The 24,635-nt window shown below is 40.8% G+C and carries 22 protein-coding genes; 8 read left to right on the forward strand and 14 right to left on the reverse strand.

Annotated elements, in window-relative coordinates; translation table 11 throughout:
• Positions 1–75 precede the first annotated feature (75 nt).
• Positions 76–543 (forward strand): tRNA (adenosine(37)-N6)-threonylcarbamoyltransferase complex ATPase subunit type 1 TsaE, encoded by a 468-nt coding sequence (tsaE, locus tag U2718_RS30350; RefSeq protein WP_341993834.1) that lies wholly within the window; start codon positions 76–78, stop codon positions 541–543.
• 789 nt (positions 544–1,332) lie between these two features.
• On the opposite strand, the gene U2718_RS30355 is transcribed toward tsaE, so the two are convergent.
• The 5 genes from U2718_RS30355 to U2718_RS30375 form a co-directional block, all read right to left on the reverse strand.
• Positions 1,333–1,611: a hypothetical protein gene (locus U2718_RS30355; RefSeq protein WP_341993833.1), complete on the reverse strand. Its 279-nt coding sequence runs from the start codon at positions 1,609–1,611 to the stop codon at positions 1,333–1,335.
• 178 nt (positions 1,612–1,789) lie between these two features.
• Positions 1,790–2,479, reverse strand: a complete 690-nt coding sequence (locus U2718_RS30360; protein WP_341993832.1) for a DevA family ABC transporter ATP-binding protein — start codon at positions 2,477–2,479, stop codon at positions 1,790–1,792.
• Between the two features lie 20 nt (positions 2,480–2,499).
• Positions 2,500–3,708 (reverse strand): ABC transporter permease DevC, encoded by a 1,209-nt coding sequence (devC, locus tag U2718_RS30365; protein WP_341993831.1) that lies wholly within the window; start codon positions 3,706–3,708, stop codon positions 2,500–2,502.
• Positions 3,695–4,903, reverse strand: a complete 1,209-nt coding sequence (locus tag U2718_RS30370; protein WP_341993830.1) for an HlyD family efflux transporter periplasmic adaptor subunit — start codon at positions 4,901–4,903, stop codon at positions 3,695–3,697. The genes devC and U2718_RS30370 overlap by 14 nt, the downstream gene beginning before the upstream one ends.
• A gap of 270 nt (positions 4,904–5,173) precedes the next feature.
• Positions 5,174–6,319 carry a M28 family peptidase gene (locus tag U2718_RS30375; protein WP_341993829.1) on the reverse strand — a complete coding sequence of 382 codons (1,146 nt, stop codon included), beginning with the start codon at positions 6,317–6,319 and terminating at the stop codon, positions 5,174–5,176.
• A 203-nt stretch (positions 6,320–6,522) separates the two neighbouring features.
• Between U2718_RS30375 and U2718_RS30380 the strand changes: the two genes are divergently transcribed.
• Both U2718_RS30380 and U2718_RS30385 read left to right on the forward strand, forming a co-directional pair.
• Positions 6,523–7,749 (forward strand): sulfite exporter TauE/SafE family protein, encoded by a 1,227-nt coding sequence (locus tag U2718_RS30380; RefSeq protein ID WP_341993828.1) that lies wholly within the window; start codon positions 6,523–6,525, stop codon positions 7,747–7,749.
• A 404-nt stretch (positions 7,750–8,153) separates the two neighbouring features.
• The gene (locus U2718_RS30385; protein WP_341993827.1) at positions 8,154–8,789 is read left to right on the forward strand and encodes a hypothetical protein; all 636 of its coding nucleotides are present in this window, start codon (positions 8,154–8,156) and stop codon (positions 8,787–8,789) included.
• 224 nt (positions 8,790–9,013) lie between these two features.
• Here the strand turns inward: U2718_RS30385 and galE are convergent, their stop codons facing one another.
• Entirely contained in the window at positions 9,014–10,012 is a 999-nt protein-coding gene (gene galE / locus U2718_RS30390; RefSeq protein ID WP_341993826.1) for a UDP-glucose 4-epimerase GalE, read from the reverse strand.
• A gap of 291 nt (positions 10,013–10,303) precedes the next feature.
• Here galE and U2718_RS30395 point away from each other — a divergent pair, with 291 nt between their 5' ends.
• Positions 10,304–10,951, forward strand: a complete 648-nt coding sequence (locus U2718_RS30395) for a hypothetical protein (RefSeq protein WP_341993825.1) — start codon at positions 10,304–10,306, stop codon at positions 10,949–10,951.
• Positions 10,952–11,175: 224 nt separating this feature from the next.
• Positions 11,176–12,927: an ABC transporter ATP-binding protein gene (locus tag U2718_RS30400; RefSeq protein ID WP_341993824.1), complete on the forward strand. Its 1,752-nt coding sequence runs from the start codon at positions 11,176–11,178 to the stop codon at positions 12,925–12,927.
• A gap of 207 nt (positions 12,928–13,134) precedes the next feature.
• Here the strand turns inward: U2718_RS30400 and U2718_RS30405 are convergent, their stop codons facing one another.
• Entirely contained in the window at positions 13,135–13,821 is a 687-nt protein-coding gene (locus tag U2718_RS30405) for a sugar transferase (RefSeq protein WP_341993823.1), read from the reverse strand.
• A 729-nt stretch (positions 13,822–14,550) separates the two neighbouring features.
• Between U2718_RS30405 and U2718_RS30410 the strand changes: the two genes are divergently transcribed.
• A complete protein-coding gene (locus U2718_RS30410; RefSeq protein WP_341993822.1) occupies positions 14,551–14,829 on the forward strand; it encodes a hypothetical protein in 279 nt (92 codons plus the stop codon).
• A gap of 108 nt (positions 14,830–14,937) precedes the next feature.
• On the opposite strand, the gene U2718_RS30415 is transcribed toward U2718_RS30410, so the two are convergent.
• From U2718_RS30415 to U2718_RS30435, 5 genes are all read right to left on the reverse strand, one after another.
• Positions 14,938–15,219 (reverse strand): hypothetical protein, encoded by a 282-nt coding sequence (locus U2718_RS30415; protein WP_341993821.1) that lies wholly within the window; start codon positions 15,217–15,219, stop codon positions 14,938–14,940.
• A 40-nt stretch (positions 15,220–15,259) separates the two neighbouring features.
• Entirely contained in the window at positions 15,260–16,660 is a 1,401-nt protein-coding gene (locus U2718_RS30420; protein WP_341993820.1) for a ferredoxin:protochlorophyllide reductase (ATP-dependent) subunit N, read from the reverse strand.
• Positions 16,661–16,727: 67 nt separating this feature from the next.
• A complete protein-coding gene (locus U2718_RS30425) occupies positions 16,728–17,540 on the reverse strand; it encodes a DUF5331 domain-containing protein (protein WP_341993819.1) in 813 nt (270 codons plus the stop codon).
• A 29-nt stretch (positions 17,541–17,569) separates the two neighbouring features.
• Complete coding sequence (gene bchL, locus U2718_RS30430; RefSeq protein WP_341993818.1) at positions 17,570–18,436, reverse strand: ferredoxin:protochlorophyllide reductase (ATP-dependent) iron-sulfur ATP-binding protein; 867 nt, start codon at positions 18,434–18,436, stop codon at positions 17,570–17,572.
• Positions 18,437–18,994: 558 nt separating this feature from the next.
• On the reverse strand, positions 18,995–19,273 hold the full coding sequence (locus U2718_RS30435) for a TIGR02450 family Trp-rich protein (protein ID WP_341993817.1): 279 nt from the start codon (positions 19,271–19,273) through the stop codon (positions 18,995–18,997).
• Between the two features lie 330 nt (positions 19,274–19,603).
• Between U2718_RS30435 and U2718_RS30440 the strand changes: the two genes are divergently transcribed.
• Complete coding sequence (locus U2718_RS30440; protein WP_341993816.1) at positions 19,604–20,218, forward strand: HEAT repeat domain-containing protein; 615 nt, start codon at positions 19,604–19,606, stop codon at positions 20,216–20,218.
• An 82-nt stretch (positions 20,219–20,300) separates the two neighbouring features.
• On the opposite strand, the gene U2718_RS30445 is transcribed toward U2718_RS30440, so the two are convergent.
• Positions 20,301–20,432 (reverse strand): hypothetical protein, encoded by a 132-nt coding sequence (locus U2718_RS30445; RefSeq protein WP_276750211.1) that lies wholly within the window; start codon positions 20,430–20,432, stop codon positions 20,301–20,303.
• Positions 20,433–21,139: 707 nt separating this feature from the next.
• Positions 21,140–21,805: an REP-associated tyrosine transposase gene (locus tag U2718_RS30450; RefSeq protein ID WP_341993815.1), complete on the reverse strand. Its 666-nt coding sequence runs from the start codon at positions 21,803–21,805 to the stop codon at positions 21,140–21,142.
• A gap of 194 nt (positions 21,806–21,999) precedes the next feature.
• Between U2718_RS30450 and clpB the strand changes: the two genes are divergently transcribed.
• The gene (gene clpB / locus U2718_RS30455) at positions 22,000–24,618 is read left to right on the forward strand and encodes an ATP-dependent chaperone ClpB (RefSeq protein ID WP_341993814.1); all 2,619 of its coding nucleotides are present in this window, start codon (positions 22,000–22,002) and stop codon (positions 24,616–24,618) included.
• The last annotated feature ends 17 nt before the right edge of the window (positions 24,619–24,635 follow it).

Genomic DNA, 24,635 nt, shown 5'->3' on the forward strand with positions numbered 1-24,635 from the left:
ATCAGTTTAAACGGCAAAATTATCAACAAAACCCGTCCCTAACAACTAACCAATGACCAATGATTAATAACCAATATGAAAATTTTGCTACCAAATACAGAGGCTACGCGATCGCTTGGTATTACTCTCGGTCAATTACTCAATGCTGGTAGCGTCATTTTACTAGAAGGTGATTTAGGTGCTGGCAAAACAACTCTAGTACAAGGTATTGGTGAAGGTTTGGGTATCACCGAAGCAATTGTCAGTCCAACTTTCACACTCATTAACGAATATACCCAAGGACGCCTTCCCCTTTATCACCTAGATTTATACCGCTTAGAACCGGAAGAAGTTGCGGCATTAAACTTAGAAACTTACTGGGAAGGTGTGGAGATATATCCTGGTATTGTGGCAGTTGAATGGGCAGAGAGAATGCCTTACAAACCACATACTTACATAAGTTTATGTTTGAAATATGGAGATGAAGGGACTCGTCAAGCCGAAATAACACCATATAACTGTACCATTAGTAAAGAAATTTCGGCTTTTGGGAAACATTACTAATGTGGCTAATTTTTTACATTTAAATATTTATATCGGCCACTACCACGTTCTCCACAACAATTACATTCCATTGTTATTACTCTTACCAAAGTATTGTTTCGATTGTTGCCAAAATAGATAATTCAGTATTAACATCTGCAAAAATCATGAGATTCATCTAATTTTTTGACTAATATTGCAGATGATTTGAGTATCAAGAAGCGAATCCAATTAATCCCAATAATAGCAGTTTTCAGAAGCGGGAACACAAATTTAAAAATTAGCATAATACAATTAACGCTAGGGTTTCATACACTGTAATCATGGTCGTTTTGTTCTTTTGCAGTGAGTGATTCCGTATTCATTCTCTACAAACTTTAGATAAGAGATCCGGATTCTCATACACTGAAATTTATGAATACTAGTTAAGTGACTATTTCATACCAATTCTTAAATCATTTGCTAAAGTTTATTCTCAGCTTTACTAGAACAACGTGTTTACACGTCGCTAGAGAACAAAATCAAAGCAAACTTGTATAAAATTAAAACTTTTTCTAATTTATTTGCATACTTAGTGTTTTCAAATTAAGTTCGCTATTCACACATGAATAATATTTTTTGCCTTAGTATAACTAAAAATAATATTAAAAAAGGAATACAAAATTCAGAATAATTTCCGGATAGACATGAGGAGTATTGATTGTTCCAGATAAATAAACTAAAAGCACAGCTATCCAACTTCTTATTAGAAGTCAGATATTTTACAGTACACCTTTTAGATTTAATTTGCTTTTTCTACTTCAAAAAGAATTACTGGTTATTTAAAATTATGGCTCGCTTTAGTAGCAGGCGATGGACTCCAGAATTATCAGCATACAGGGAACTTTCTTCCTGATTCTGATTGATAACAGGAACTAAGATTTGAAGTAGCAATGGTGTCCAAATCCCAATGCATCCTAAAGCCAAAATTACTTTTAATATATTTATGTTACTTATACGAGAAATCTTTGGATTTGACTTGGGTAATGTTTGTTTGCTACAAACCGTCTGAGCAGACCAGAAATGTTCATCAAAATTGTAGTAACTCACCGAAAAATCCTCCTCTGATTTGCTTACCTGCACATAAAATGCACTCGGCTTGATGCCTTATTCCTGGTATTGTATAAATTGAAGCTCGCCTGCGCTAGTGTCAGACGTAACAAATACAACTGTAACTTTAGTATGAAGATGTCGTGTGACTAATGTCATGGACTATGGATATTAATAATTAGTAACGATTTGAAAATTCTTGTAACCGACCATCTTCCATTTGAATAATGCGATCAGCTATATCTAGAATGCGGGTATCATGAGTTACAAGTAAAACCGCGCAGCCTTCTTCTTTGGCTAGACTTTGAATGATATCAACTACATCTCGCCCTGTTTTGCTATCTAGTGATGAAGTAGGTTCATCTGCTAAGACTAGTTTTGGTTGAGCTACTAAAGCACGAGCAATTGCTACTCGCTGCTTTTCTCCTCCTGATAGCTTATCTGGGTAGTAATCTACGCGATCGCCCAATCCTACTGCCCCCAGCATGGCTATGGCTCGTTGTTGATACTCTTGTTTAGGAATTTCAGGATGCAGCTTGAGGGACATTCGGACGTTGCCATAGGCGGTAAGACATTTGAGCAGATTGTGGTGTTGAAAGATAAAGCCTATTTGGTTTCGCACTTTAGTTAGTTGTCTTTGAGTGCAACCGTGCAGTTCTTGACCGAAAATTTTCAGGCTTCCTTCCTGTAGCGATCGCAGTCCCCCAATCAGTGATAATAAAGTTGTCTTACCACTACCAGAAGGGCCAGTGAGAATAAAAATTTCTCCTGGGTAAATATTCAGAGCTACGTTACTCAGTACAGGTTTACGTAATACACCTTGACCAAAAGTATGGTTAAGATTACGGACTGCAACGCAAGGTTCCATAAAATTATTTACTTTGATTGTTAAAATACATCTGCTGGATCGGCAGAGCGGAGTTTACTTGTCGCGATCACACCAGAAATGCTACACATAACAACGGTAAGGATAAAGACTTGAATTGCTACACTCAGCTTCATTGTGAGAGGAATTCTTGTCAGTATAACTAACAATTGATAGATACCGACTGAAGCGATAAAGCCAGGAATAAATCCCATCACACCCAGAATAATTGCTTCTTGCAGCACAACCGAAAGAAGTGAGGTATGGGTATAACCCATTGCTTTGAGCGTGGCATATTCAGATAAGTGATCGCTGACATCAGAGTATAAAACTTGATAGAGGATGGTTACCCCAACGACAAAACCGACAATTGTACCAAACTTTAAGATAATTCCTTCCGGCTGTGAGGCATGGAACTGCTGCTCTCGTTGAATCAATTCTTTGTGCGTTAAGACTGCCACTTCTGGAGGAAGAATAGTACGCAATTTTGCTTGGACTGTATTAATATTTGCTCCTGGCTCTAGAGAAAGTACTCCAATTCTGACTTGATTCAAACTATTATTTCCAAAGCGTTGAGCATAATTCCAGTCACTCATGATCACATTACCTTTGTCATTGATAGTACTGCCCATACTGAACAATCCAACTGCAAAGGTACGGCGATTATCCATTAGGGTTGTTACCTCTGGACGAGTGCGAAGCAATTCTGGAATTGCTCCTAAAGAAGATTGGGATAGGCGATCAAACAATACAGCATCTGGTGCTGTTAATTTGGAGAGTTGTTGATTAACCTCTGGTAACTTCAGTGAAGGTTGAGCAGGATTAAAAGCAATAATTCTAACTTCGTTACCGAAAAAATCCGGTTCTTGGCTTTTGTGTTGCTGAATCTGCCCATTTATTTGGTTGGGATTTACCCAATTTGCCCTGCCAATGTAAATTGGGTTAGCATCAGTAATACCTTCCACTGCTGCTGCTTGATAAAGATATGCGCGTGGAAAAGATATTCTAAAAAGTAGACTCGGACTGAATGAAGATACCAACAACAAATCTCCTCCCAAGCTTTCATGGAGTCGAGTTGTTCCTTCTGTCAGCATTGCCAAGAGTCCTAGTTGAGTAAACATCAAAATGTTGGCAAAGCAAACACCTGTTGTTGCTACTGCCAGGCGAACTTTTTGATGAGACAACTGCGCCCAAGCAAGGGGAGCTTCTATCTGGTAATTACGACGAAACATCTATTTTTACTCTCACTTGCATACCTGTTAAAGCGGCCACTTTACGACTATCTTCTGGATTAAGGCGGATTTTCACTTCTACTACACGAGCATTAACATCGGTGGTTGGGTTACTCTGGTCTTGATTGAGACGATTTTTACCAATTTGTAGTCCTATTTGGGCGACTAAACCTTGGAGTTCGCCTCGAAAGCCACCGTACTCGCTAGTAATTGTGGCTCGCTGCCCTTGCTTTACCTTGACGATATCAGTTTCATAAATTTCCGCGATCGCATACATTTGATTTGTCTGTCCTAATTCTGCAATTCCCTGTTCGGTGTTGACTTGTTCCCCAACACGGGTATTAATTCTCAAGATTTGTCCTGCCACTGGAACTCGCACTTGTGTATCATCTAATTCAGCTTTTCGCTGTTCCACTTGAATCAAGGCTTGCTCTAGTTCAGCTTTGGCAATCCGAACATCAACTGGACGAACTTCTCGCAACCTATCTAAATTCGCTCTTTCCTTAGTTAGCTGGGCTTGTAAGGTGGATGTGGTGTTTTCTAACTCAGCTTTACTTTCCATCAGAGCTGCTTGAGCTGTTTCATATTCTTCTCGTGCATCGTCTAGCTCAGAACGCTTGACTGCTCCTTCTTTATCTAGAGTCAAGTAACGTTGATATTGCAACCTGGCATTGTGAATTGTGGCTTCTGCTTTCGCGATCGCGGCTTGTTTTTGTTGTGTCTCGGTACGAAGGCGAGCTTCTACAAGAGTGATCGCTGCACGTTGAGCAGCAAGTTCTCCTGCTTTAACATCCCCTTGCTGAATTTTTTCGAGTTGCGATCGTTTAATTGCAACGTTTGCCTTGGCATCCCGAAGCTGTTGTTCGGCTCTATCTCGTCCTTGCAAAATCGCGATTACTTGATTTGGCTTAACTACATCACCTTCCTCAATCAAAATTTGGTTAACGCGACTATCCCTGGCATTCACCACTGATATTTTAATTACATCTCCTTTTGGTACTAACTTTCCAAGTGCTACAACTCGACTAGAAGAGATTTGATTTTTAGGAAGGGGCGTTTCGGGAATATGATTCTGCGCTTGGATTGAACCACAAGCACTACATAAAGTAAATATACTTAAATAAATTGTATGAATTAAAAGGAAACGAAGACTAAGTGATAGATTGTGAAAGCCGCCTGGTCTGAGCTGAACCATAGCTAATAGGATATAAGTCGCTGTAAAAAATTTGACACAAAATCACAGTCAAGATAGAAATATGACAAACGCTACACCTACAGACGGATTTAGACTCTAGTTGTATCAGTGAGGTTCCCCTAAAAAGGCAGGGGACAAGAGTTGAGGAAGGTGAGAGAGGTGAGGAAGTAATAAGAGTAAATTCTTCCCCATCTTCCCTATCTCCCTTATCCTGTTTAGTACGCACCTCAGCAAGAGCTACTTAGAAAATTATTTATGTATCTATAAAAGTTAAAAATTTGATGTTGGTGTATCCAAAGCCTTTTTATTTTCTAATAAAACCGTAGTAACGTTGACAACAGTCTGTGCTGCTCCTGTAAAGAACTTACGGTCTATTGTCTTTGGTGTATCGCTGGGTTGATGGTAGTATGGGCTACGTAGATTAGCTGTATCTGTCACTAGTACTGCACCTACTCCTTGAAACCAGAATGGAGCATGATCACTACGTAGGGTATCTGGTGTTAGCAAGCCCTTGAGCGGAACTGGTAAGGTAAAAATGGGTGGCAAAGAAATTGATGCAAAGACGCGGGGAAGGGTAGACACGGAGAGATTTTTGTTATCAAAACTGCGCTTGTTTTCTGGCTTGAGTGCAACTAAATCTAAATGTTGAAAAACGTTGAGCAGTGGCAAGTGTTCTGTATCACCGACTACTGCTAAAAAATCACCTTTATCGCTGGGTGGTGTGATAGGCAAACCCGCAGGATACTGCTGACAACCTACTGTATGGCAAGCATAGCCAACCATATCCATCACAATGACGCCGCGCAAGTTCTTCAACAAATGTGCTGTTTTAGTAACAAAAGCTTTGCTACCTAACAATCCTGCTTCCTCTTGATCAAAAAACACTAATTGTAAAGTTCTTGGTGTTGGACGAGAACCAAGCAGTCGGGCAATTTCTAAAAGCACAGCCACACCACTGGCATTGTCATCAGCACCGGGAGAGATGGCAACGGTATCGTAATGTGCACCAACGAGAATGGCTCCTGCTTCTTTATCAGTTCCTTTGCGTTCTGCAAAGACATTTACACCATCAGAGAACTTTTGCAATTGGGATTTCCAGCCTAATTTTTTTAGTTCGTTAGTGATGTAAGCACGGGTACGCGATCGCTCTGCATCTGTATAACGCTTAAAATTTAAATTCTGAACATGGGCAAACAGCCTACTAGCTGAGACTTGGGGAGCGGAAGACGCAAAGAGAGAAACATTCCCCGTGTCCCCGTATCCCCTTGTCCCTGTGTCTTCTTTACCTAAGTGCGGATTTTCAACTTTAATAGTTTCAATGACCGATGGTTGCTCACCTTGCCTGAAAAATCCGCTACTAACAACTGCCGCACATGCTACCAGTATCGCCAGCACCAGCCAAATCCACTTTTTCATTTGATTTATCCGTGCCTTCCTGATTTAGGATAGCGCTTGACTCAAGTTTGACAACTTGTCTTTTGACAGAGTTGAAAATTTACTTTAAAGTTCCTCATGATTAGCTATGTCCAAGAAATTTTTCGCAACAACTGGGCTAGCTGAATTACATAATTTAGGAATTGCTAATCGTAAATGTTGTCGATTAGCCATTAGCCGTCAGTATGTTAGATTATTTACTCATCATATCTTTGGGGTTTCTGGGAAGTTTTGGCCACTGTTTGGGAATGTGTGGCCCTTTGGCTGTAGCATTTTCTCTATCTCATCAACAAAAAACTTCCAATTGGCAGCAGCAATTGACATTTCATGCTTTGCTAAACTTTGGCCGACTCCTGAGCTACACCCTTGTTGGTGCTGGAATTGGTGCGTTAGGTTCCATATTGCTGAAGAGTGGACAACTGGCAGGAATTGGTAGTGATTTACGCCAGTGGATTGCTATTGTCACAGGCATGATGTTGATTTGGTTTGGACTAGGACAAATTAAACCGGACTTTTTGCCTCGAATACCAGTACTGCACCCCTTGTTAAAGGGAAGTTTACACAACCGCTTGAGCGCGGGGATGGTTAAACTTTCCCTTAAAAGCAGATGGTGGACACCAGCTGTTTTAGGTATGACTTGGGGTTTAATGCCTTGTGGTTTTCTTTATGCTGCCCAAATTAAAGCTGCGGAAACTGGTAATTTGTGGATAGGTGCAGCAACGATGCTGGCTTTTGGCATCGGAACCATACCTACGATGTTAGGTGTAGGTGTTTCTACATCGTTTGTAAGTAAAGATAGACGCAGTCAGTTGTTTCGGTTGGGTGGTTGGGTAACTCTTACTATAGGTGTACTTACGCTGCTGCGGACGGGTGACACAATGGTAGATTACACTGGACACGCCGCGCTGATATTGTTAATGCTGGCGCTGATTGCTCGTCCTGTAAGCGGTTTGTGGGCAGTTCTCTTGCGTTATCGTCGTGCTTTGGGAGTAGGCGCTTTTGTACTTTCTGTTGCGCATACTACCCACATGATAGAACACTCACTACAATGGAATTTTGCTGCTTTCTGGTTTTTGCCGCCAGATTTTCAGTGGGGAATGGCTGCGGGTGTAGTAGCACTGGTGTTGATGGCTCCCGCTGCATTAACGAGTTTTGATTCTTTACAAAAGTTTTTGGGTAAGCGTTGGCGGCAAATTCATCTTTTGAGTATACCGACTTTAATCTTGGCTACCATTCATACAATTATGATTGGCTCGCATTACCTTGGTTCTTTGCGATTAAATGATTTCAACAAATTAGCGTCAGTATTGTTGGTGATAATTACTCTTGGTGTGTTAGTAGTGAGAAATCGCTTTTTTTGGTCGATACTATCTTTAGAAAAATTTTACGTACCGTTGAGTAAGTCACGTTAAATTTATACAATCTTAATTTAAATTAAAATATAAAAAGGCGTCTATACATTGATGAAAAATATACAAGTACCTGGTCAAATTTAATTTAGAAAATGGTTAAGTCTTCTGCACAAGTGATGGAATAATAAACCGCAGAGAGCACAGATAACACGGATTAAAGGGGATTTTAGAGGAATTTTTCGTAAGCTTTCATGGTGATAATCTAACAATAACAAATGTTTAAATATAAAATATAAAAAATAATTTTAATAATACTTATTCGACTAAAAATTTGCTCATATGGCAATAATCTTGTAATGATATTCTCATGCTCAAAAATCAGTGTTTCACATCAGGGAGAATTTGATTTGCCGTTTTCAAAAGCAGTCGTATTTTCACTCTCACCAAAGGCTACTACCTCCACAATGCTCAGACAAAATTTGTTACAAAACACTTCTCGACGCTGCCATATAACGGCAAAGTATGTATTATTACTAGTCTTATTTGGTGAGTTTTTTTCTCATACTTCTGCCACATTTGCCCATCAAGTAAAAACGACAGGGGATGTGGGTGCAATTCTCCACATAGAACCAAATGATCATCCTCGCGCTGGAGAACGGACAAAAGCATGGTTTGCCTTGACTCGCAAAGGCGGTAGGGTGATTCGACTAGCAGAGTGTAATTGTCAGTTGCAGGTTTATGCGGAACCTCACGCAGCTGGAGAACCTCCTCTGTTGGAACCAGCTTTGCAATCATTGACGGCAGAGCGTTATCAAGGAGTACCTGGAATAGACATCACTTTCCCTCGGCAAGGAACTTACCAACTACAATTGCGCGGTAAACCCAAAACAGGGGCAAATTTTAAACCTTTTGAGTTAAAGTTCAATGTCACAGTCGCAGCTGGTAAACAAGTGTCAGAAAATTCGCAAGGTACACAGGATGTGAAGCAGAATTTTACACAGGCACGAACTTTTGGTTTGCCACTTTGGGCGATTGCTTCTTTTGTTTTGATCGTGGTTGGTGTTTTTCTCGCCGTAGTACAACAATTAAATAGAGAGTAATATCAAAAGGAACAGGCAACAGGGAACGGGGAATAGGGTTGAAACTCTCTTAATGCCGCTTGTATCATCAGTCCTAAGCTTCCTGCCAACTGCTATAACTACCAATTACCAACAAAACAATCATCAAAGGCATCCCTTGTGGATGCCTCTACCATTTAAGTACTCAGATAAAATTAGTTACACACATTGTTTTGCTGTTCCCTGTTCCCTATCTGTTATTGATGTTATTGATGTCGTTTTTGATGCCACTGCCACGCATGAGTGATAATTTCTGGCAGGGCTGAGTACTGCGGTTGCCAGCCTAAAATTTTTCGGGCTTTATCGCCACTACCAATCAAAGCTGGTGGATCTCCAGGGCGGCGATCGCACTCCACTACTTTAATATCCTTGCCTGTAACCTGCTTGGCGGTTTCAATGACTTCTTTGACTGAGAAGCCGTTGCCATTTCCTAAGTTAAAAACTTCGCTGTTGCCGCCTTTTAATAAATATTCCAAGCCCAAAACGTGAGCGTCTGCTAAATCGCTAACGTGGATATAATCTCGAACACAAGTACCATCTGCTGTCGGGTAATCTGTGCCAAAAACTGAAATAGATTCGCGCTTACCTAAAGCCGCCAACAACACCAAAGGAATCAAATGAGTTTCTGGATTGTGATCTTCTCCTAATAAACCATTTGGATCTGCACCGGCAGCATTGAAATAGCGGAAGCGCACTGATTTTAAATCATAGGCGACATCAAAATCAGAAAGAATCTGCTCTACCATCAGCTTGGTAGCGCCATAGGGATTGATCGGATTTTGAGGATGATCTTCTGGAATGGGTACAATATTGGGAACCCCATAGGTTGCACAAGTGGAAGAAAAGACAAATTTCTTGATAGAAGCAGCTAACATTGCCTCTAACAATGTCAGGGTGCCTACGACATTATTGCGGTAGTACTTGGCTGGATCTACAACTGATTCTCCCACATAGGCATAGGCAGAAAAGTGCATTACAGCTGCAATCTCGTGGCTTTGAAATAACTTATCCAACAGGGTGCGATCGCCTGTATCTCCCACTATCAGCTCTACATCTAAAGCTTTTTCTACCAAGTCACGGTGTCCGTACACTAAATTATCAAGAATTACCACCTCGTACCCTGCTCGCTTCAGAGCAAGCACTGTATGGGAGCCGATATATCCAGCCCCGCCTGTAACCAAAATTGTGGGCTTTCCAGGCGACATAGTTTTTCCTTGTAATTAAACAACTTCTCAATTAAATTAATTTACCTGAACAGGATTACTGATCTAGAAAATTACAAATATTGCAGTCACTTGACAAAAATTGCTCTAAAATCACTACGACGGTAGTCTTGATATGAAGGATAGTCATCCTCCTGCGGAAATATCCTCTTATGGGAGTAGCGTTGTGGGGTATTTGCAGTTAGTGACAGTGCGATTACAATTTGACGGTAAAATAACTCAATTTTCCAAAATAACTAGGCTGACCGCAAAAAAAGATTTGAGAGTTAATCTATGTTTATATTGTTAAGCCGGGTACTTCTGTGGCTACTGCTCATAGCTATCTTAGTCACTTTGTTTCAAAGATTTTATCCTTCCGGAACCTTTGTCGGACGGTTGCTTTTAGTCGTTCTGTTCTTGATTATCTTACTGTCGTTTATTAACCCTAACGAACCAGCTGTAGCCTCGTTATGGAGGGTAGTTTCTTTTCCACTCAAGCCTTTAGGAGCTTCACTATTGCTGTTAATTCTTGCGGCTCAGAAGATGAAGGCAGGAGCGATAGATAAGCCAGGAGGAATATATCTCGCTTGGGCATTAACAATTATGCTACTAGCAAGTACGCCAGCTGTTGCTTACTTTTTGGTGCGATCGCCTGTAGCAACGGCAAGTAATCTGAACCCAGCCCTGAATTCAACTCCATTCCCAACACTGGCGGCATTTAAACCAGACTCTACTATCGCTAGTGTGTCAGATCTAGGAAGCAGCATTCTATCGCCTGTGGCAGTTTCACCTTATTTTTTGCAAACTCCTAATGACATTCCCAGAAGAGGTTTGCGGTTAGAAGATTTTGTCCCCAATGCTGAAACACTGTCACTGACGACGCGAGTCTGGGAAAGTTATCTTAATCAGGTTTATTTTTTCTTGCGCGGACGCCAGTCGTAAGTTTAAAACAACTAGCTTTAAAAAAGGTCATAATGTTACTTCTGTAGCTGAGTGACCTTTTTTTAATTTTATAGCAGTTTAAGGATGGGTAATTTATTAAACTTTAATTTGAAAGCTTGTTAGAATACCTGTCTGACTTCTGATTTTGCTATATATTTCCGTCGGCAGCTACAAAATGCCAGATCTTGGCATACTCTACGATTAAAAAGTGCAAAATAGCTGGAATGGCAAAAACGCGACGCCTTGCTAAACTTGGTGCCTACCTACGTCCCCATTGGCGGGATGCGACATTAGGTATTTTTGCTTTGTTCACTGTCAACGCATTGGGTGTTTACATTCCTTTATTAATTCGTGCGGCTGTTGACAAACTTTCGGCAGCTTTTAGCTTTAACCAATTATTAAACTATGTAGTACCCATTGTCTTGCTGACTTCGGCAATGTGGCTAATTCGCATGGCTTCCCGCATTTGGATTTTTGGCGTGGGGCGTCAGGTAGAATTTGAACTTAAACAAAGAATTTTTGAACACTTATTAAAGCTGGAACCAGCTTACTTTGTAACAAACACTGCTGGTGATTTGATCAGTCGTGCCACAAGTGATGTAGATAATATCCGGCGATTATTGGGTTTTGCAGTCTTAAGTTTGGCAAATACTTTGTTTGCCTACACTTTGACGCTACCTGTCATGCTCTCCATCAGTGTGGATTTAACTGTCTTCTCATTGGCAGTTTATCCATTCATGTTTCTGGTGGTACATTTGTTTAGCGATCGCCTCCGCAATGAACAGTTAGAAGTGCAGGATCGACTCTCTGACACCAGCGACTTGATTCAAGAAGATATCAGTGGCATTGCCTTAATTAAAATCTATGCCCAAGAGGAAAATGAGCGTCGTGCCTTCGCTAGGAGAAATCAACAACTGCTGCAAGCTAATCTTAAACTAGCAAAAAGTCGAAATACACTGTTTCCTTTGATTGGTGGACTAGCTAATATTAGTTCGTTGGTAATTATCCTATTAGGAGCGACGAGAATTGCCTCTGGAGTTTTAGAAGTTGGCGATTTCGTGGCGTTGCTGCTGTATGTGGAGCGCTTGGTTTTCCCCACTGCTTTATTAGGATTTACAATCACCGCCTACCAACGAGGTGAAGTGAGTATAGATCGGATTGAGGCAATTTTAAGTGTTACGCCCAAAATCCAAGATGTATCAGATTCAGTTAATCTGCCAACAGAGCAAGTAAAAGGAGAACTAACAGCCAAAAATCTCAGTTATACTTACCCTGGTTCTGATACTCCTGCTTTAAATCAAATCAGCTTTAAGATTACACCTGGAGAAACGGTGGCAATTGTGGGAGCTATTGGCTCAGGAAAATCAACTCTGGCTAATACATTACCCCGATTGTTGGATATCAATCAAGAACAATTGTTTTTAGACGGAATCGACATTACTAAAATCAAGTTGCCAGATTTAAGAAGTGCGATCGCTTACGTACCTCAAGATAGTTTTCTCTTTAGTACCACGATTAAAAATAACATTCGCTATGGCGATCCCGTTGCTGAACAACAAGAAGTAGAATTTGCCGCTACAGTTGCGCAGATTGCTCCAGAAATCAGCATTTTTCCACAGCAATACGAAACTATCGTCGGTGAACGTGGTATCACTCTTTCTGGTGGGCAACGGCAGCGTACTGCCTTAGCACGGGCAATGCTGGTGGATGCTCCCGTGTTAATTTTGGATGATGCCCTCTCCAGTGTCGATAATCAAACTGCAACAGCAATCCTCAAAAATCTCTCTGGCGGTACGAAACGCAAAACAGTAGTTTTTATCACGCACCAACTGTCTGCGGCGGCGACTGCCGATAGAATTTTTGTTATGGATAAAGGTCAAATCGTGCAAGTAGGCACACACTTAGATTTGATCCAAGAACCAGGGCTGTACAGAACTTTATGGAGCCAACATCAAGTAGAAGAATTACTGCATTAAATCTTTAATCGCCTCTGCTGAGTAACATCTCAATCATTGTCTTTGGGTAAGCGGCGATCGCATAACTATAAAATATAGATCCCCGACTGATCTAAAGAAGCCGGGGATCTGACAGGGCGCATCTGAAGCGTAATCTAGTTGTTCCACTTAGTTCTTTCAGTGTTACATTCACGTGGTGATATGATGAATGACTACTTAGTAACTGCTTCAGAAAGCTCCTACTCTACCAAAAATGACATAGAAGGTTTTGGCAACCAATAGAATGTCATACAGTGGATACCACTTTTTTTGGTACTGTAAGTCTAAATCAACTATTTGCTCAAAATCTTTAACACGAGAACGTCCGCTCACTTGCCATTCACCTGTTAACCCAGGTTTGACGTTTAAACGCTGCCAGTGACGCTGGTTGTAGTGAATCACTTCATCCGCTGTTGGCGGGCGTGTTCCGACTAAACTCATTTCACCGACTAAAACGTTCCAAAACTGAGGCAGTTCGTCTAAGCTCGTACTCCGTAAAAATCTTCCTACTTTTGTGACACGAAAATCATTTTTATTCTTGAAAATCAGTCCGTTTGCTTCATTACTCACTAGAGACTTTAACCGTTCGGCATCAGTCACCATAGAACGAAATTTGCGGATACGAAATGGACGCCCTTGCAGTCCGTAGCGCTCTTGTGTAAAGAATATAGGACCTGGACTATCAATTTTAATAGCGATCGCGATCGGTATAAATAAGATTGCAAGAACTAAAAGTCCTATTAAGCTACCTACTATATCTAAATAACGTTTAAATTTTGAACGAACCGAGGGATGAACTGCTAATTCTAATTTCCTAGTATTGCTAGTATTGGAAGTTGCATTTTCAACAACGGTTGTGAATGGTAATTGGTACATTGTCAAGCCGAATGTTGAGATAAGAATTTATTTTTTACAAAGGTTCACTTAAGAATATAAGCTTGCTACTTACTAAAACACACAATTACAACCGTATATTCACTGAATCTTCATCAAAGCTCAGTGAAATCATCATTTTTGATAAAATTCGGATAAAGTAACGGAATATCCCTTAGGGATGATGAAAATTTATTCTCTATATAGATACTTGGGTTAGTTGTGTTATATTTTGCCACCAAAACATTGCGTATTTGAAGATTTAACGATTATCTTAGTTATTTATCAACAGCAGATCATTTTCCATTTACGAAGAGCGATCGCAAAAACATACTTTGCCCAAGCGACTTTTTTGTTTACTGGGCTTAGTTGTAATTGATGTATATCATCACTAGTTTTCTTTATAGAACTTACACAAAATCCCTCTCAAATCCTCTTTACTCCGCTTCCTCTGCGTCTGGAGTGGTTTATTATTCCATCAACTCGTGCGTAAGTCCTGCTTTAGCCAAAGGAAACTACCTTAGCTAAATATATTCCAACCTAGTAAGTAATTTTTATACTATGAAATTTGCCACGCAGAGGCATCACCTAATCTAAACTGATACCGTCATAAATTTAAAAGAAATTCAAAACTTTTGTATACAGTACTGTCTGTATTCAATGATTCAAAATATTTAAAAATTAAGTAAAAACTTTGCTGTCATTCTATCTCAATATAAAGGAGCTAAAAAAATGGTTGTAGCAGATGTGGAAGTCAAATTAAATCGCCTAGAATCAATCGTTGAGCAGATTGGAGAAGCTGTACTCTCTACAACTGAGACGATTGAAAGTCTAGCATACAGAGTAGATAATCTCAGTGCTCAAGTTGAAGAACAGGGAAAACAAGTACAGCAACAAGGCTATCAAATTCTGGCATTGTGCGACGCAGTACAAACCCTTGCTGAAATCCAAGATAATTCACTGCAAAAACTCAGCCAACTTACACAGTCTTTAGAACGCTTGATAAGCTAGAAAAATTTGTTGCTATCAAGGCAAGCCTAGCAGAAGTATTAAAAATGTGTAACTAACAGATCAAGAATGCACAAATACTTTCTTTGACAGAGGTAGGTAAAACAGCAATTAAATTGCTAACAAGTTGATGACAGGTAAGTTTATTACAAGTCTTTGTGGAAGCTTATACCAATAGCAGATTGAAGGGGACTTGTCGAACTCACAACTATTAGCCTTATATTTATTTGTAGTGAGTAGTGCAAGTACCTGATCACCATTTGTGGTACAGCATGAATAGAATTTATACTTGCTGTCGAGATTAACGTGAATCTTCAACGCAAAGGCAGCTTCAATAAAAAAGCGATCGCGATTTGCGATCGCTTTATAAAGATTCACCCAATCTCTAGACAAACAAATGAAATACTCACCAAAGAGTAGAAAAAACAAATACTTAAATCTTGGCTTCTTCTTTAACCAATTTTTCCCAACCCAAATCTTTCAAATTATTATTACGACGCAGGGGACGAGTTACTAATTCTAAAATGTCACGAGCATTGGTAAAGCCATGAATTTGAGCGAAAGTGAATTCTACAGACCATTTTGTATTTATACCACGTGCTTCCAATGGGTTAGCATGAGCCATACCAGTAATTACTAAATCAGGCTGCAACTCATAAATACGTTGGATTTGGTTATAGTTGTCTGGCTTTTCGATAATCTTTGGTATGGGTGCGCCCATTTCTTGGCAAGTCTTCTCCAACAAAGCTAACTCAGCGGCTTGGTAGCGTTTATCCATGTAGGGAATACCAATTTCTTGAACTATCATGCCGCAGCGAATCAAGAACCGCGCTAGAGAAACTTCCAACAAGTTATCGCCCATAAAAAAGACTGACTTGCCGCGAATTAATTTAATATACTCTTCTAGATTTTGCCAAATTTGCGCTTCGCGTTCTTCAAGCCCTTTAGGAGTAATACCAAATACCGAACAAATTTTCTCAATCCAAGCACGAGTACCATCCGCACCGATCGGGAAAGGTGCGCCGATCAATTTGCACTTCCGACGGCGCATTAAGGTAGTAGCAGTACGGCTGAGGAAGGGATTAACACCAGCAACATAATACCCTTCTTCAATCACAGGTAATTCTGTAAAGCGCTTGGCGGGTAGCCAGCCAGAAACTTTAATGCCTTGTTTTTTCAGTTCTAGGGTTAGCTGAGTAACCACAGGATCGGGGAGAGAACCAAACAAAACCAGAGGTGGGTGATTAACGTATTCAGCTTCTTCTTCGGCAACTTCTTCTTTTTTCTTACCAAAGTTGAGCAGCTTTTGAATGGCGTTACGCTCATTCTTATCAGTTTCTACCATAGGAGCCTGATTAGGACAACGTGCAGCCATCGCGGCTAACACCGTATCTTCTCCTTGAGTGAAGGCGTAGTCTAAGCCGTTGGCACGAGCTACAACAATGGGAATACCAATTTCAGATTCTAGCTTTGGTGCCAAGCCTTCCAAATCCATTTTGATGATTTCGGTAGTACAAGTACCAATCCAAACAATGACGCTGGGGTTGCGATCGCGTTTAATTTGCAAGCATAGTCGCTTTAACTCATCATAATCGTTGAGCTGTGCTGAGATGTCTCCTTCTTCTAACTCAGCCATCGCGTAACGCGGTTCAGCAAAAATCATTACCCCCATCGCATTTTGGAGGAAGTAGCCACAAGTCTTGGTACCAATTACTAAAAAGAAACTATCTTCAATTTTTTGGTATAGCCATGCCACACAGCTAATTGGGCAAAAAGTATGATAATTACCGGTTTCACATTCAAAATTTAAAGCTTCTGGTTGAGCAACAGTCATTTTTTATATTCTCCCCTTGATTTTTAAGGCATAGCTAATAGCTAATAGCTATTAGCTATTAGCCAACTCACGCTTTGGGGAAGAGACGAGCAATTTCCGAGTCATCAAAAGCGTTATTTGTCAGTTCTTCCCCTACAAAAATATCAGTATTGCTTTCACCCTGAAGTTGTGCTGTTTCGTCACCCCAAACATCTGACAACACTTCGGTAAAATCATCCTTTTCTGGTGCAACGGTAGCGGAAATTTGGTTGCCTATTTCATTTAATTCATCAAAGGAAATATCACCAAATTCATCTTCCTCATCGCTTTGTATTAGCTCTTGGGACTCATTTTTAAATTGCTGATCTGGGGATGAGGAATTTTCTTCTAATCCATTTAAGGTTGCAACTGCCACTGCTCTGAGTTGATCTCGCACAGTAGTGGCATCACTAACCATTTGGTTTTGTTCATGGTTATCAGTCATTCCCATCTCTTGAGCGATCACACCGTTCCCAAAACCATTGATCTGAGGAATTGTCAGTGTTTCATCATGGAGTTTTTCTTCCAAACATACTGCTGACTCATCCCCATCTTCCGAACTTTGTGATTTGGGTATCAGGCAGTTACCGAGAGCATAGTCTGGATCGAAATTTAAACCCAGCACCTCAATGAGAGTATCAGCATCAGGATTCAGTCTGGAAAAGGGTAGCATTAATTGCGCTAGCTTTGGTTCTAGAGCGTTAGCTACTCCCAAGATGAGGTAAGAAGGTGGTCGCTTCCCGCCATCCGGTGTATAAACTGATTCAACCTCCATATGAAGTTTGATCCAATCACGATTGACCTGAAAAAAATGCAACCACTTCTGTTTTAATGACTCTGTAAAGCTGTAAAAAAAGGCCATGTTGTCCCTCATCCTGAGAAAAAAATGACTCATACAATCATCAAGTCTAATTCCTCTTCCGGATTAGGAACCTGTGGTTTATTCGGATTTAAGTAAAAATCAGATAACAAAGAGAACAATTCCCGATCCTGGGCATCTTTCGGAACGACACCCTCTGGCATTGCCAGTAGTTGATCGGCAATATTTAAGTAATAATCGCAAACGTAGCTTAAAGATGGTTCATGCTCTGCCATTTCAAATAAAGTTTTACCTTTGACACGAGAAACACGAATGTCTTCAATCAAAGGCAAGACTTCCAATACTGGCATCGGTACTGATTCCACATATTTGTCAATCAAATCGCGCTTAGAAGTACGATTGCCAATTAAGCCAGCCAAACGTAAGGGGTGAGTCCGTGCTTTTTCGCGTACAGAAGCTGCAATACGATTAGCAGCGAATAAAGCATCAAAACCGTTGTCAGTCACAATCATGCAGTAGTCAGCATAGTTGAGAGGAGCTGCAAAACCACCGCAAACCACATCACCCAAAACGTCAAATAAAATTACATCATACTCATCAAAGGCATTAAGCTCTTTAAGTAATTTTACCGTCTCGCCGACTACGTAACCACCGCATCCTGCACCAGCTGGAGGCCCACCAGCTTCTACACAATCTACTCCACCATAACCCTTGTAAATAACATCCTCTGGCCAGATATCTTCGTAATGGTAATCCTTTTCCTGAAGGGTATCGATAATAGTCGGAATCAAAAAGCCAGTTAGGGTGAAGGTGCTGTCGTGTTTTGGATCGCAACCAATTTGCAGCACTTTCTTGCCGCGCTTGGCTAGAGCCACAGATATATTACAGCTTGTTGTAGATTTACCGATACCGCCTTTTCCGTAAACTGCTAATTTCACTGTTTTTGCCTCTTATCGTTTTTTATATCAAACTCTTGGCTCAAACACTTGCAGCACCGCCTTAGATGACGATGTGTGAGGTCTTCGAGTGCCATTATTGTCCAAATAAAACTGAAAAGAAAGGGGTGTTTAAAGTCTATAAGACTGTTATTCAATGATTTATTTAAAAATTTGTTTTTCTTTGAATTTAATCTAAGTCTAAAGAGTTTTAGAGCTTTAAAAAAGCTAAATTAAATATTTTATATAACTATATAATATAAATTAATTACAAAATACAAAAAACTAAAAGCCTGATGAAATATATGCTTATCATCAAAAAATTTATAGTAAAAGTCACAAAAAACAGAACCCCGACTTTTCTAAAAAGTCGGGGTTCTTGCAGGGAAAAGGCGCACTAGCCCCTTGTAGCCTTTTCAAGCTATTCCCCCACGGGCAACAGCCTAAACACATTGATGGAAAATTTCTTTCCCTGGACGCTAGCCCCTAGTCCCTAGCCTCTAGCTCCTGAAGATATAAAAAATTATTACATTTAACAAGACTGACTGATTTTTTGCAAAATTAGCTTGAGGACGAGCAAGGCGATCGCGAAACATCTCCTTCTAGTGCCTCGATTTCTAGCAATGATTGCCAGCCAGGATGCCATTGGGAATTGTCTTGCAATAATTTAGCGTTAATCCAAAAGCGAACATTAGGATCACAAGAAGCTACCATTTCGGCATATACCCACTTACCCTGATTTTTACGGTTGACAACTTGGAAGTGTCGCCACCCATCGACTTTTTTTTGGGCTGTCCATTTAGAACCAACTAAGTAAGGAAATTTTTGTTTTTTAGTCATTTTGTTTTGTTAGTAGTTAGCTCACAAATCGTAGGGTGGACATTGCTCACCAATATCTAAAATTTTTACTACATGGCTTTGACGGGCAATGCCCACCTTGCAGAAAACCGCTGTAAGAATGATCGTAGCTTGCAGTGGGAAATGGAGAGTAGAGGAACAAAAAGCCTTGCGTTTGATAACAGAGCCAAAAAATTCAGAATTAAGTGATTACACTGGAAGATAAAATAGTGGAATTTACTGAATCAATTCATTGAATTTATGTGATTTATGTGAGTAAAATTACTATCAGCAAAAAAGCGATCGCCCATCCGAACTCATCCAATTAGGACGATGGCTTTACGACTAGTTGGATGGCAATTATGGATTACTGCGATGTCATTACTAACTGAAGCGCTAAACCGAATACTAAAATGGAAACAAAAACATTTTCCATCACAAGTATCACTATTACAACCCGGTCTTTCGGATGCTGAGATCAACCAGATAACTCAAGGTTGGTCAATTAAATTACCAACAGAAGTTCGTGAACTATACAAATGGAGAAATGGATCTAGGCCTGATGATATTGGTGAATATGCCTGGATTTTTGATGGTTTTACATTTCTTCCCTTATTTCAAAAAGGACTAATTGAAACAGAAGATAATGAGAGAAGAAAGCTTCTCAACGATTTAAGGGATAGTGATGAAAACATTAAACGAACAGTGGCATTTTTACTTTTTATGTTGAATGCTGTAGATGCATTAATTCAATCTTTGAAAAACAATGATGCAGGTATTCGTAGAGAGTCTGCATGGGCATTAGGACAAATCGGAGATTCCAGGGCAGCAGAACCACTAATTGAAGCTTTGCAAGACAGTGATGCTGATGTAAGAGAGGCTGCAAGAGAAGCATGGGAGAAACTAATTTTAAAATCTCCAGAAATAAGCGATATAATTCCTTTCTAGCCAAAAGGTGTAGTATTTGCAGACAACACGATAGTGATCGCTACCCTTCCCAATTCACCAAGCAGTATTGGGAGTGATGCGATCAAGCTATTGTCACACAAGCATATACAAAACTTTTATAGTCTTGCCAATATTCCTTAGCTGTATCAATATCTTGTGCTTGAGTGCTTTTATCGCCACCACATAAAAGAATAGACTTGCTATCCAGGTACATCTGAAGTATTTGAGAAAGGGTGATCGCGTTACTCTTAAATTAATTGTTGACAATAGCACAAGCTAATGAAATCTCTCAACATCACACTGCCAGATGCGATCGCCAACGCTCTTAATGCTTAGATCCGCGATCAAGAAGTTCCCTTACCTGCTACTGCCATTGTAGAAGCTGCCCTTAAAGAATATTTGTCTGAATGTGGCTATTTACCCCCAAAAACACAAAGTTTACGCCTTACTCCTGCGCCAAAGGGAAGTGGCTCTCAAGATACGTCACTAAATCACGATAAAATTCTAGCTGATCAAGCTTTTTATCAGAAATTGCCGCCAAACTCACCTTGAGAGCCATAATTGCCGATACAGTCAGCTTCTGTTAAAGCTTCAGGAGGCAGAGCCGGCAGAGCCTCCTAATGCTTCATTCCCTGCCAGAGACAGGGAACGAGAAAACGAGAAAACAAGACAGGGAACGAGAAAAAAACAAGACAGGGAACGAGAAAACGAGAAAACGAGAAAACAAGGCAGGGAACGAGAAATCAGCTTCTGTTAAAGTTTCGGGAGGCAGAGCCTCTTAATGCTTTCATTCCCTGCCAGAGGCAGGGAACGAGAAAACGAGAAAAGAGACAGAAAACGAGAAAAATACACTCGTTACCAGGTTCAACCTGGTAACAAAATATTAGAGCCTCTGGCTCTTCATTAGTAAGAAGAATGCAACTATACATCAATTAAATCAACAGCTAAAATTCCCTCTATGCCCACGTAATTGCGATAACTGGAATACCGCCAATGAGCAGGATCGTCAACATAACCACGTCGGACTGGATTATTGTGAATATATTCCAATTTTTGCTTAAACATCTGTTGGTTTAATATTGCTTGTGGGTGAGATCCTTCCTGCCAAAGCTGGTATTCTTGCGAAATTTTATGTGACTGCTTATAAAACTTTAATTGTCTTAGCAAAAACTCTGCTCGATTTTCCTTTAAATAATCAATTATGGATCTGGCTGTAAATGATTTGAACGCTGCTATTTCTTTAGATAAGTTTTCAGCAGATGCAATTAAGTGAAGATGGTTTTCCATCATCACATAACTATGCAAGGCTAAACGCTTTTGGCTTTGTAGAAATTCTAATGAGTTAAGAACAATCTCAACTAAGTCAGGTTTGCTAAATATGGCAATCCAGTTAACTACTGTGCAGGTGAGAAAATGTGGTTGGCTTTCTAGAAATTGGTAGCGAGAACGACCCATAGTGTAAAGAAAGATGTAAATATTAGGAGGCGGAGCCTCTTTAATAGCATTCCCAGGCCGAGCCTGGGAATGAGAATTAGGAGGTGAAGCCTGGGAATGAGAACTTTCCGTGTCACCGCGTCTCATCACCATGTCTCCTTGTCCCCGTGTCCGCTTGTCCCCGTGTCTCCGTGTCCCCGTGCCCCCTTGTCCTCCTCTCGGACGGTAATACTACTTTAGAAAGACGTGAAGACCGATCCAGCTAGATGCTCGCTTCTTTTTACAATGACTTTATAAGAACAAAACTAATTTTGTGCGCGTTTTGTTGTTCGTTCCTCTAAAAGCCTATGCAACCAACCAATCCAAACCAATTTACAGAAAAAGCTTGGGAAGCGATCGCGCATACTCCTGATATTGCTAAACAATATCAACAACAACAAATCGAAAGCGAACACCTGATGAAGGCGTTGCTAGATCAAGAAGGACTAGCTAGCCCGATTTTGAGCAAAGCAGGTGTCAACGTTCAAAAGCTGCGCGATCGCACCGATCAATTTATCCAACGTCAACCAAAAGTATCTGGTAGCAGCAGTTCCGTATACTTAGGACGGAGTTTAGATACACTTTTAGATCGAGCTGATACCTATCGCAAAGAATTTGGTGACGAGTATATCTCAATAGAACATTTATTACTTGCTTACGCTAAAGATGATCGCATTGGCAAAAGTATATTTCAAGAATTCGGATTAGACGAAAGAAAACTAAAAGATATTATTAAACAAGTTCGGGGGAGCCAAAAAGTGACCGATCAAAATCCAGAAGGCAAATATCAAGCACTGGAAAAATATGGGCGTGATCTCACCGAAGCAGCACGTCAAGGTAAACTTGATCCGGTGATCGGGCGCGATGATGAAATTCGCCGTACTATTCAAATTCTCTCTCGCCGTACCAAGAATAACCCCGTATTGATTGGGGAACCGGGTGTAGGTAAGACAGCGATCGTTGAAGGTTTAGCCCAGCGGATCGTTGCTGGTGACGTACCTCAGTCTCTCAAGGATCGCAAACTGATTGCTTTAGATATGGGTGCTTTGATTGCCGGAGCAAAATTCCGGGGTGAATTTGAAGAACGTCTCAAAGCAGTCCTTAAAGAAGTCACCGAATCTGGTGGCAATATAATTTTGTTTATTGATGAAATTCACACAGTTGTTGGTGCGGGCGCTACCCAAGGGGCAATGGATGCCAGCAACTTGCTCAAACCAATGTTGGCGCGGGGTGAATTGCGCTGTATTGGTGCGACAACGTTAGATGAATATCGTAAGTATATTGAAAAAGACGCAGCTTTAGAGCGACGCTTCCAACAAGTTTATGTCGATCAACCTACTGTAGAAGATACTATTTCCATTCTGCGCGGGTTGAAAGAGCGCTACGAACTTCACCACGGGGTGAAAATTTCTGATAGTGCTTTGGTTGCAGCCGCAACATTATCGAGTCGGTATATTAGCGATCGCTTCTTGCCCGACAAAGCCATTGATTTGGTAGACGAAGCCGCAGCCAGACTGAAAATGGAGATTACCTCTAAACCAGAGGAACTCGACGAAATTGATCGCAAGATTCTGCAATTAGAAATGGAGAGGCTGTCGTTGCAAAAAGAAAGCAATGCTGCCTCTAGGGAACGATTGGAAAAACTGGAAAAAGAACTTGCAGATTTAAAAGAAGAACAAAGGGCGTTAAATGCCCAATGGCAGTCTGAAAAAGACATAATCACCAAAATTCAGTCTGTAAAAGAAGAAATTGACCGTGTTAATTTAGAGATTCAGCAAGCTGAACGCAACTACGATCTCAACCGTGCGGCTGAGTTGAAGTACGGCAAGTTAACCGATTTGCACCGTAAATTAGAAGCAGCAGAAAGTGAATTAACACAAACTCAACGCAGTGGGAAATCGCTGTTGCGCGAAGAAGTTACCGAATCTGACATTGCGGAAGTCATTTCTAAATGGACAGGTATTCCCATCAGTAAGCTAGTCGAATCTGAGAAAGAAAAACTGTTGCACTTGGAAGATGAACTGCACCAACGCGTGATTGGGCAAGATGAGGCAGTCACAGCAGTTGCCGATGCCATTCAGCGTTCTCGTGCTGGTTTAGCAGATCCGAATCGTCCCATCGCTAGCTTTATTTTCCTTGGCCCCACAGGTGTTGGTAAAACTGAGTTAGGAAAAGCCTTGGCTGCCTATCTATTTGACACCGAAGAGGCGATGGTACGAATTGACATGTCCGAGTATATGGAGAAACACGCAGTTTCTAGGCTGATTGGTGCGCCTCCAGGATACGTAGGTTACGAAGAAGGCGGACAATTAACCGAAGCTATTCGCCGTCGTCCCTATGCGGTAGTTCTCTTTGACGAAATCGAAAAAGCACACCCCGATGTCTTCAACATCTTGTTGCAAATTCTCGATGACGGACGCGTTACCGATGCTCAAGGTCATACCGTAGACTTTAAGAATACGATTATTATCATGACTAGCAACATCGGTTCGCAGTTCATCCTCGATCTGGCAGGAGATGACTCCCGCTACGATGAAATGCGCCATCGGGTGATGGAGGCGATGCGAAATAGTTTCCGCCCAGAGTTCCTCAACCGCGTGGATGAAATTATCATCTTCCACGGTTTGCAGAAACAGGAATTGCGCAAAATTGTCCAACTGCAAGTCAACAGATTACAGCAAAGATTGGGCGATCGCAAAATGTCTCTCAAACTCTCGGATACTGCTCTTGACTTTTTAGCCGAAGTCGGATACGACCCTGTATTCGGTGCGCGTCCCTTGAAGCGGGCGATTCAAAGGGAATTAGAAACTCCGATTGCTAAAGCTATCTTACGTGGCGAATTCAACGACGGCGACACAATCTTTGTCGATGTCGAAAATGAGCGCCTTGCTTTCAAGCGTTTACCCGTTGAGTTGTTGACTACTTAATTTGTAAACTCGTAAGA

Origin of the sequence: Chlorogloeopsis sp. ULAP02, assembly GCF_038404745.2 — a bacterium.
GTDB lineage: Bacteria > Cyanobacteriota > Cyanobacteriia > Cyanobacteriales > Nostocaceae > Chlorogloeopsis.

What these genes read in the sequence shown, in the direction of transcription:
- U2718_RS30395 (WP_341993825.1), top strand. Translation starts at nt 10,304, where the DNA reads ATGTTTATATTGTTAAGCCGGGTACTTCTGTGGCTACTGCTCATAGCT.
- tsaE (WP_341993834.1), top strand. Translation starts at nt 76, where the DNA reads ATGAAAATTTTGCTACCAAATACAGAGGCTACGCGATCGCTTGGTATT.
- U2718_RS30370 (WP_341993830.1), bottom strand. Translation starts at nt 4,903, where the DNA reads ATGGTTCAGCTCAGACCAGGCGGCTTTCACAATCTATCACTTAGTCTT.
- devC (WP_341993831.1), bottom strand. Translation starts at nt 3,708, where the DNA reads ATGTTTCGTCGTAATTACCAGATAGAAGCTCCCCTTGCTTGGGCGCAG.
- U2718_RS30445 (WP_276750211.1), bottom strand. Translation starts at nt 20,432, where the DNA reads ATGTACCTGGATAGCAAGTCTATTCTTTTATGTGGTGGCGATAAAAGC.
- galE (WP_341993826.1), bottom strand. Translation starts at nt 10,012, where the DNA reads ATGTCGCCTGGAAAGCCCACAATTTTGGTTACAGGCGGGGCTGGATAT.
- U2718_RS30380 (WP_341993828.1), top strand. Translation starts at nt 6,523, where the DNA reads ATGTTAGATTATTTACTCATCATATCTTTGGGGTTTCTGGGAAGTTTT.
- U2718_RS30440 (WP_341993816.1), top strand. Translation starts at nt 19,604, where the DNA reads ATGGCTTTACGACTAGTTGGATGGCAATTATGGATTACTGCGATGTCA.
- U2718_RS30385 (WP_341993827.1), top strand. Translation starts at nt 8,154, where the DNA reads ATGCTCAGACAAAATTTGTTACAAAACACTTCTCGACGCTGCCATATA.
- U2718_RS30420 (WP_341993820.1), bottom strand. Translation starts at nt 16,660, where the DNA reads ATGACTGTTGCTCAACCAGAAGCTTTAAATTTTGAATGTGAAACCGGT.
- U2718_RS30425 (WP_341993819.1), bottom strand. Translation starts at nt 17,540, where the DNA reads ATGGCCTTTTTTTACAGCTTTACAGAGTCATTAAAACAGAAGTGGTTG.
- U2718_RS30450 (WP_341993815.1), bottom strand. Translation starts at nt 21,805, where the DNA reads ATGGTGATGAGACGCGGTGACACGGAAAGTTCTCATTCCCAGGCTTCA.
- U2718_RS30360 (WP_341993832.1), bottom strand. Translation starts at nt 2,479, where the DNA reads ATGGAACCTTGCGTTGCAGTCCGTAATCTTAACCATACTTTTGGTCAA.
- U2718_RS30410 (WP_341993822.1), top strand. Translation starts at nt 14,551, where the DNA reads ATGGTTGTAGCAGATGTGGAAGTCAAATTAAATCGCCTAGAATCAATC.
- clpB (WP_341993814.1), top strand. Translation starts at nt 22,000, where the DNA reads ATGCAACCAACCAATCCAAACCAATTTACAGAAAAAGCTTGGGAAGCG.
- U2718_RS30435 (WP_341993817.1), bottom strand. Translation starts at nt 19,273, where the DNA reads ATGACTAAAAAACAAAAATTTCCTTACTTAGTTGGTTCTAAATGGACA.
- U2718_RS30375 (WP_341993829.1), bottom strand. Translation starts at nt 6,319, where the DNA reads ATGAAAAAGTGGATTTGGCTGGTGCTGGCGATACTGGTAGCATGTGCG.
- U2718_RS30400 (WP_341993824.1), top strand. Translation starts at nt 11,176, where the DNA reads ATGGCAAAAACGCGACGCCTTGCTAAACTTGGTGCCTACCTACGTCCC.
- U2718_RS30405 (WP_341993823.1), bottom strand. Translation starts at nt 13,821, where the DNA reads ATGTACCAATTACCATTCACAACCGTTGTTGAAAATGCAACTTCCAAT.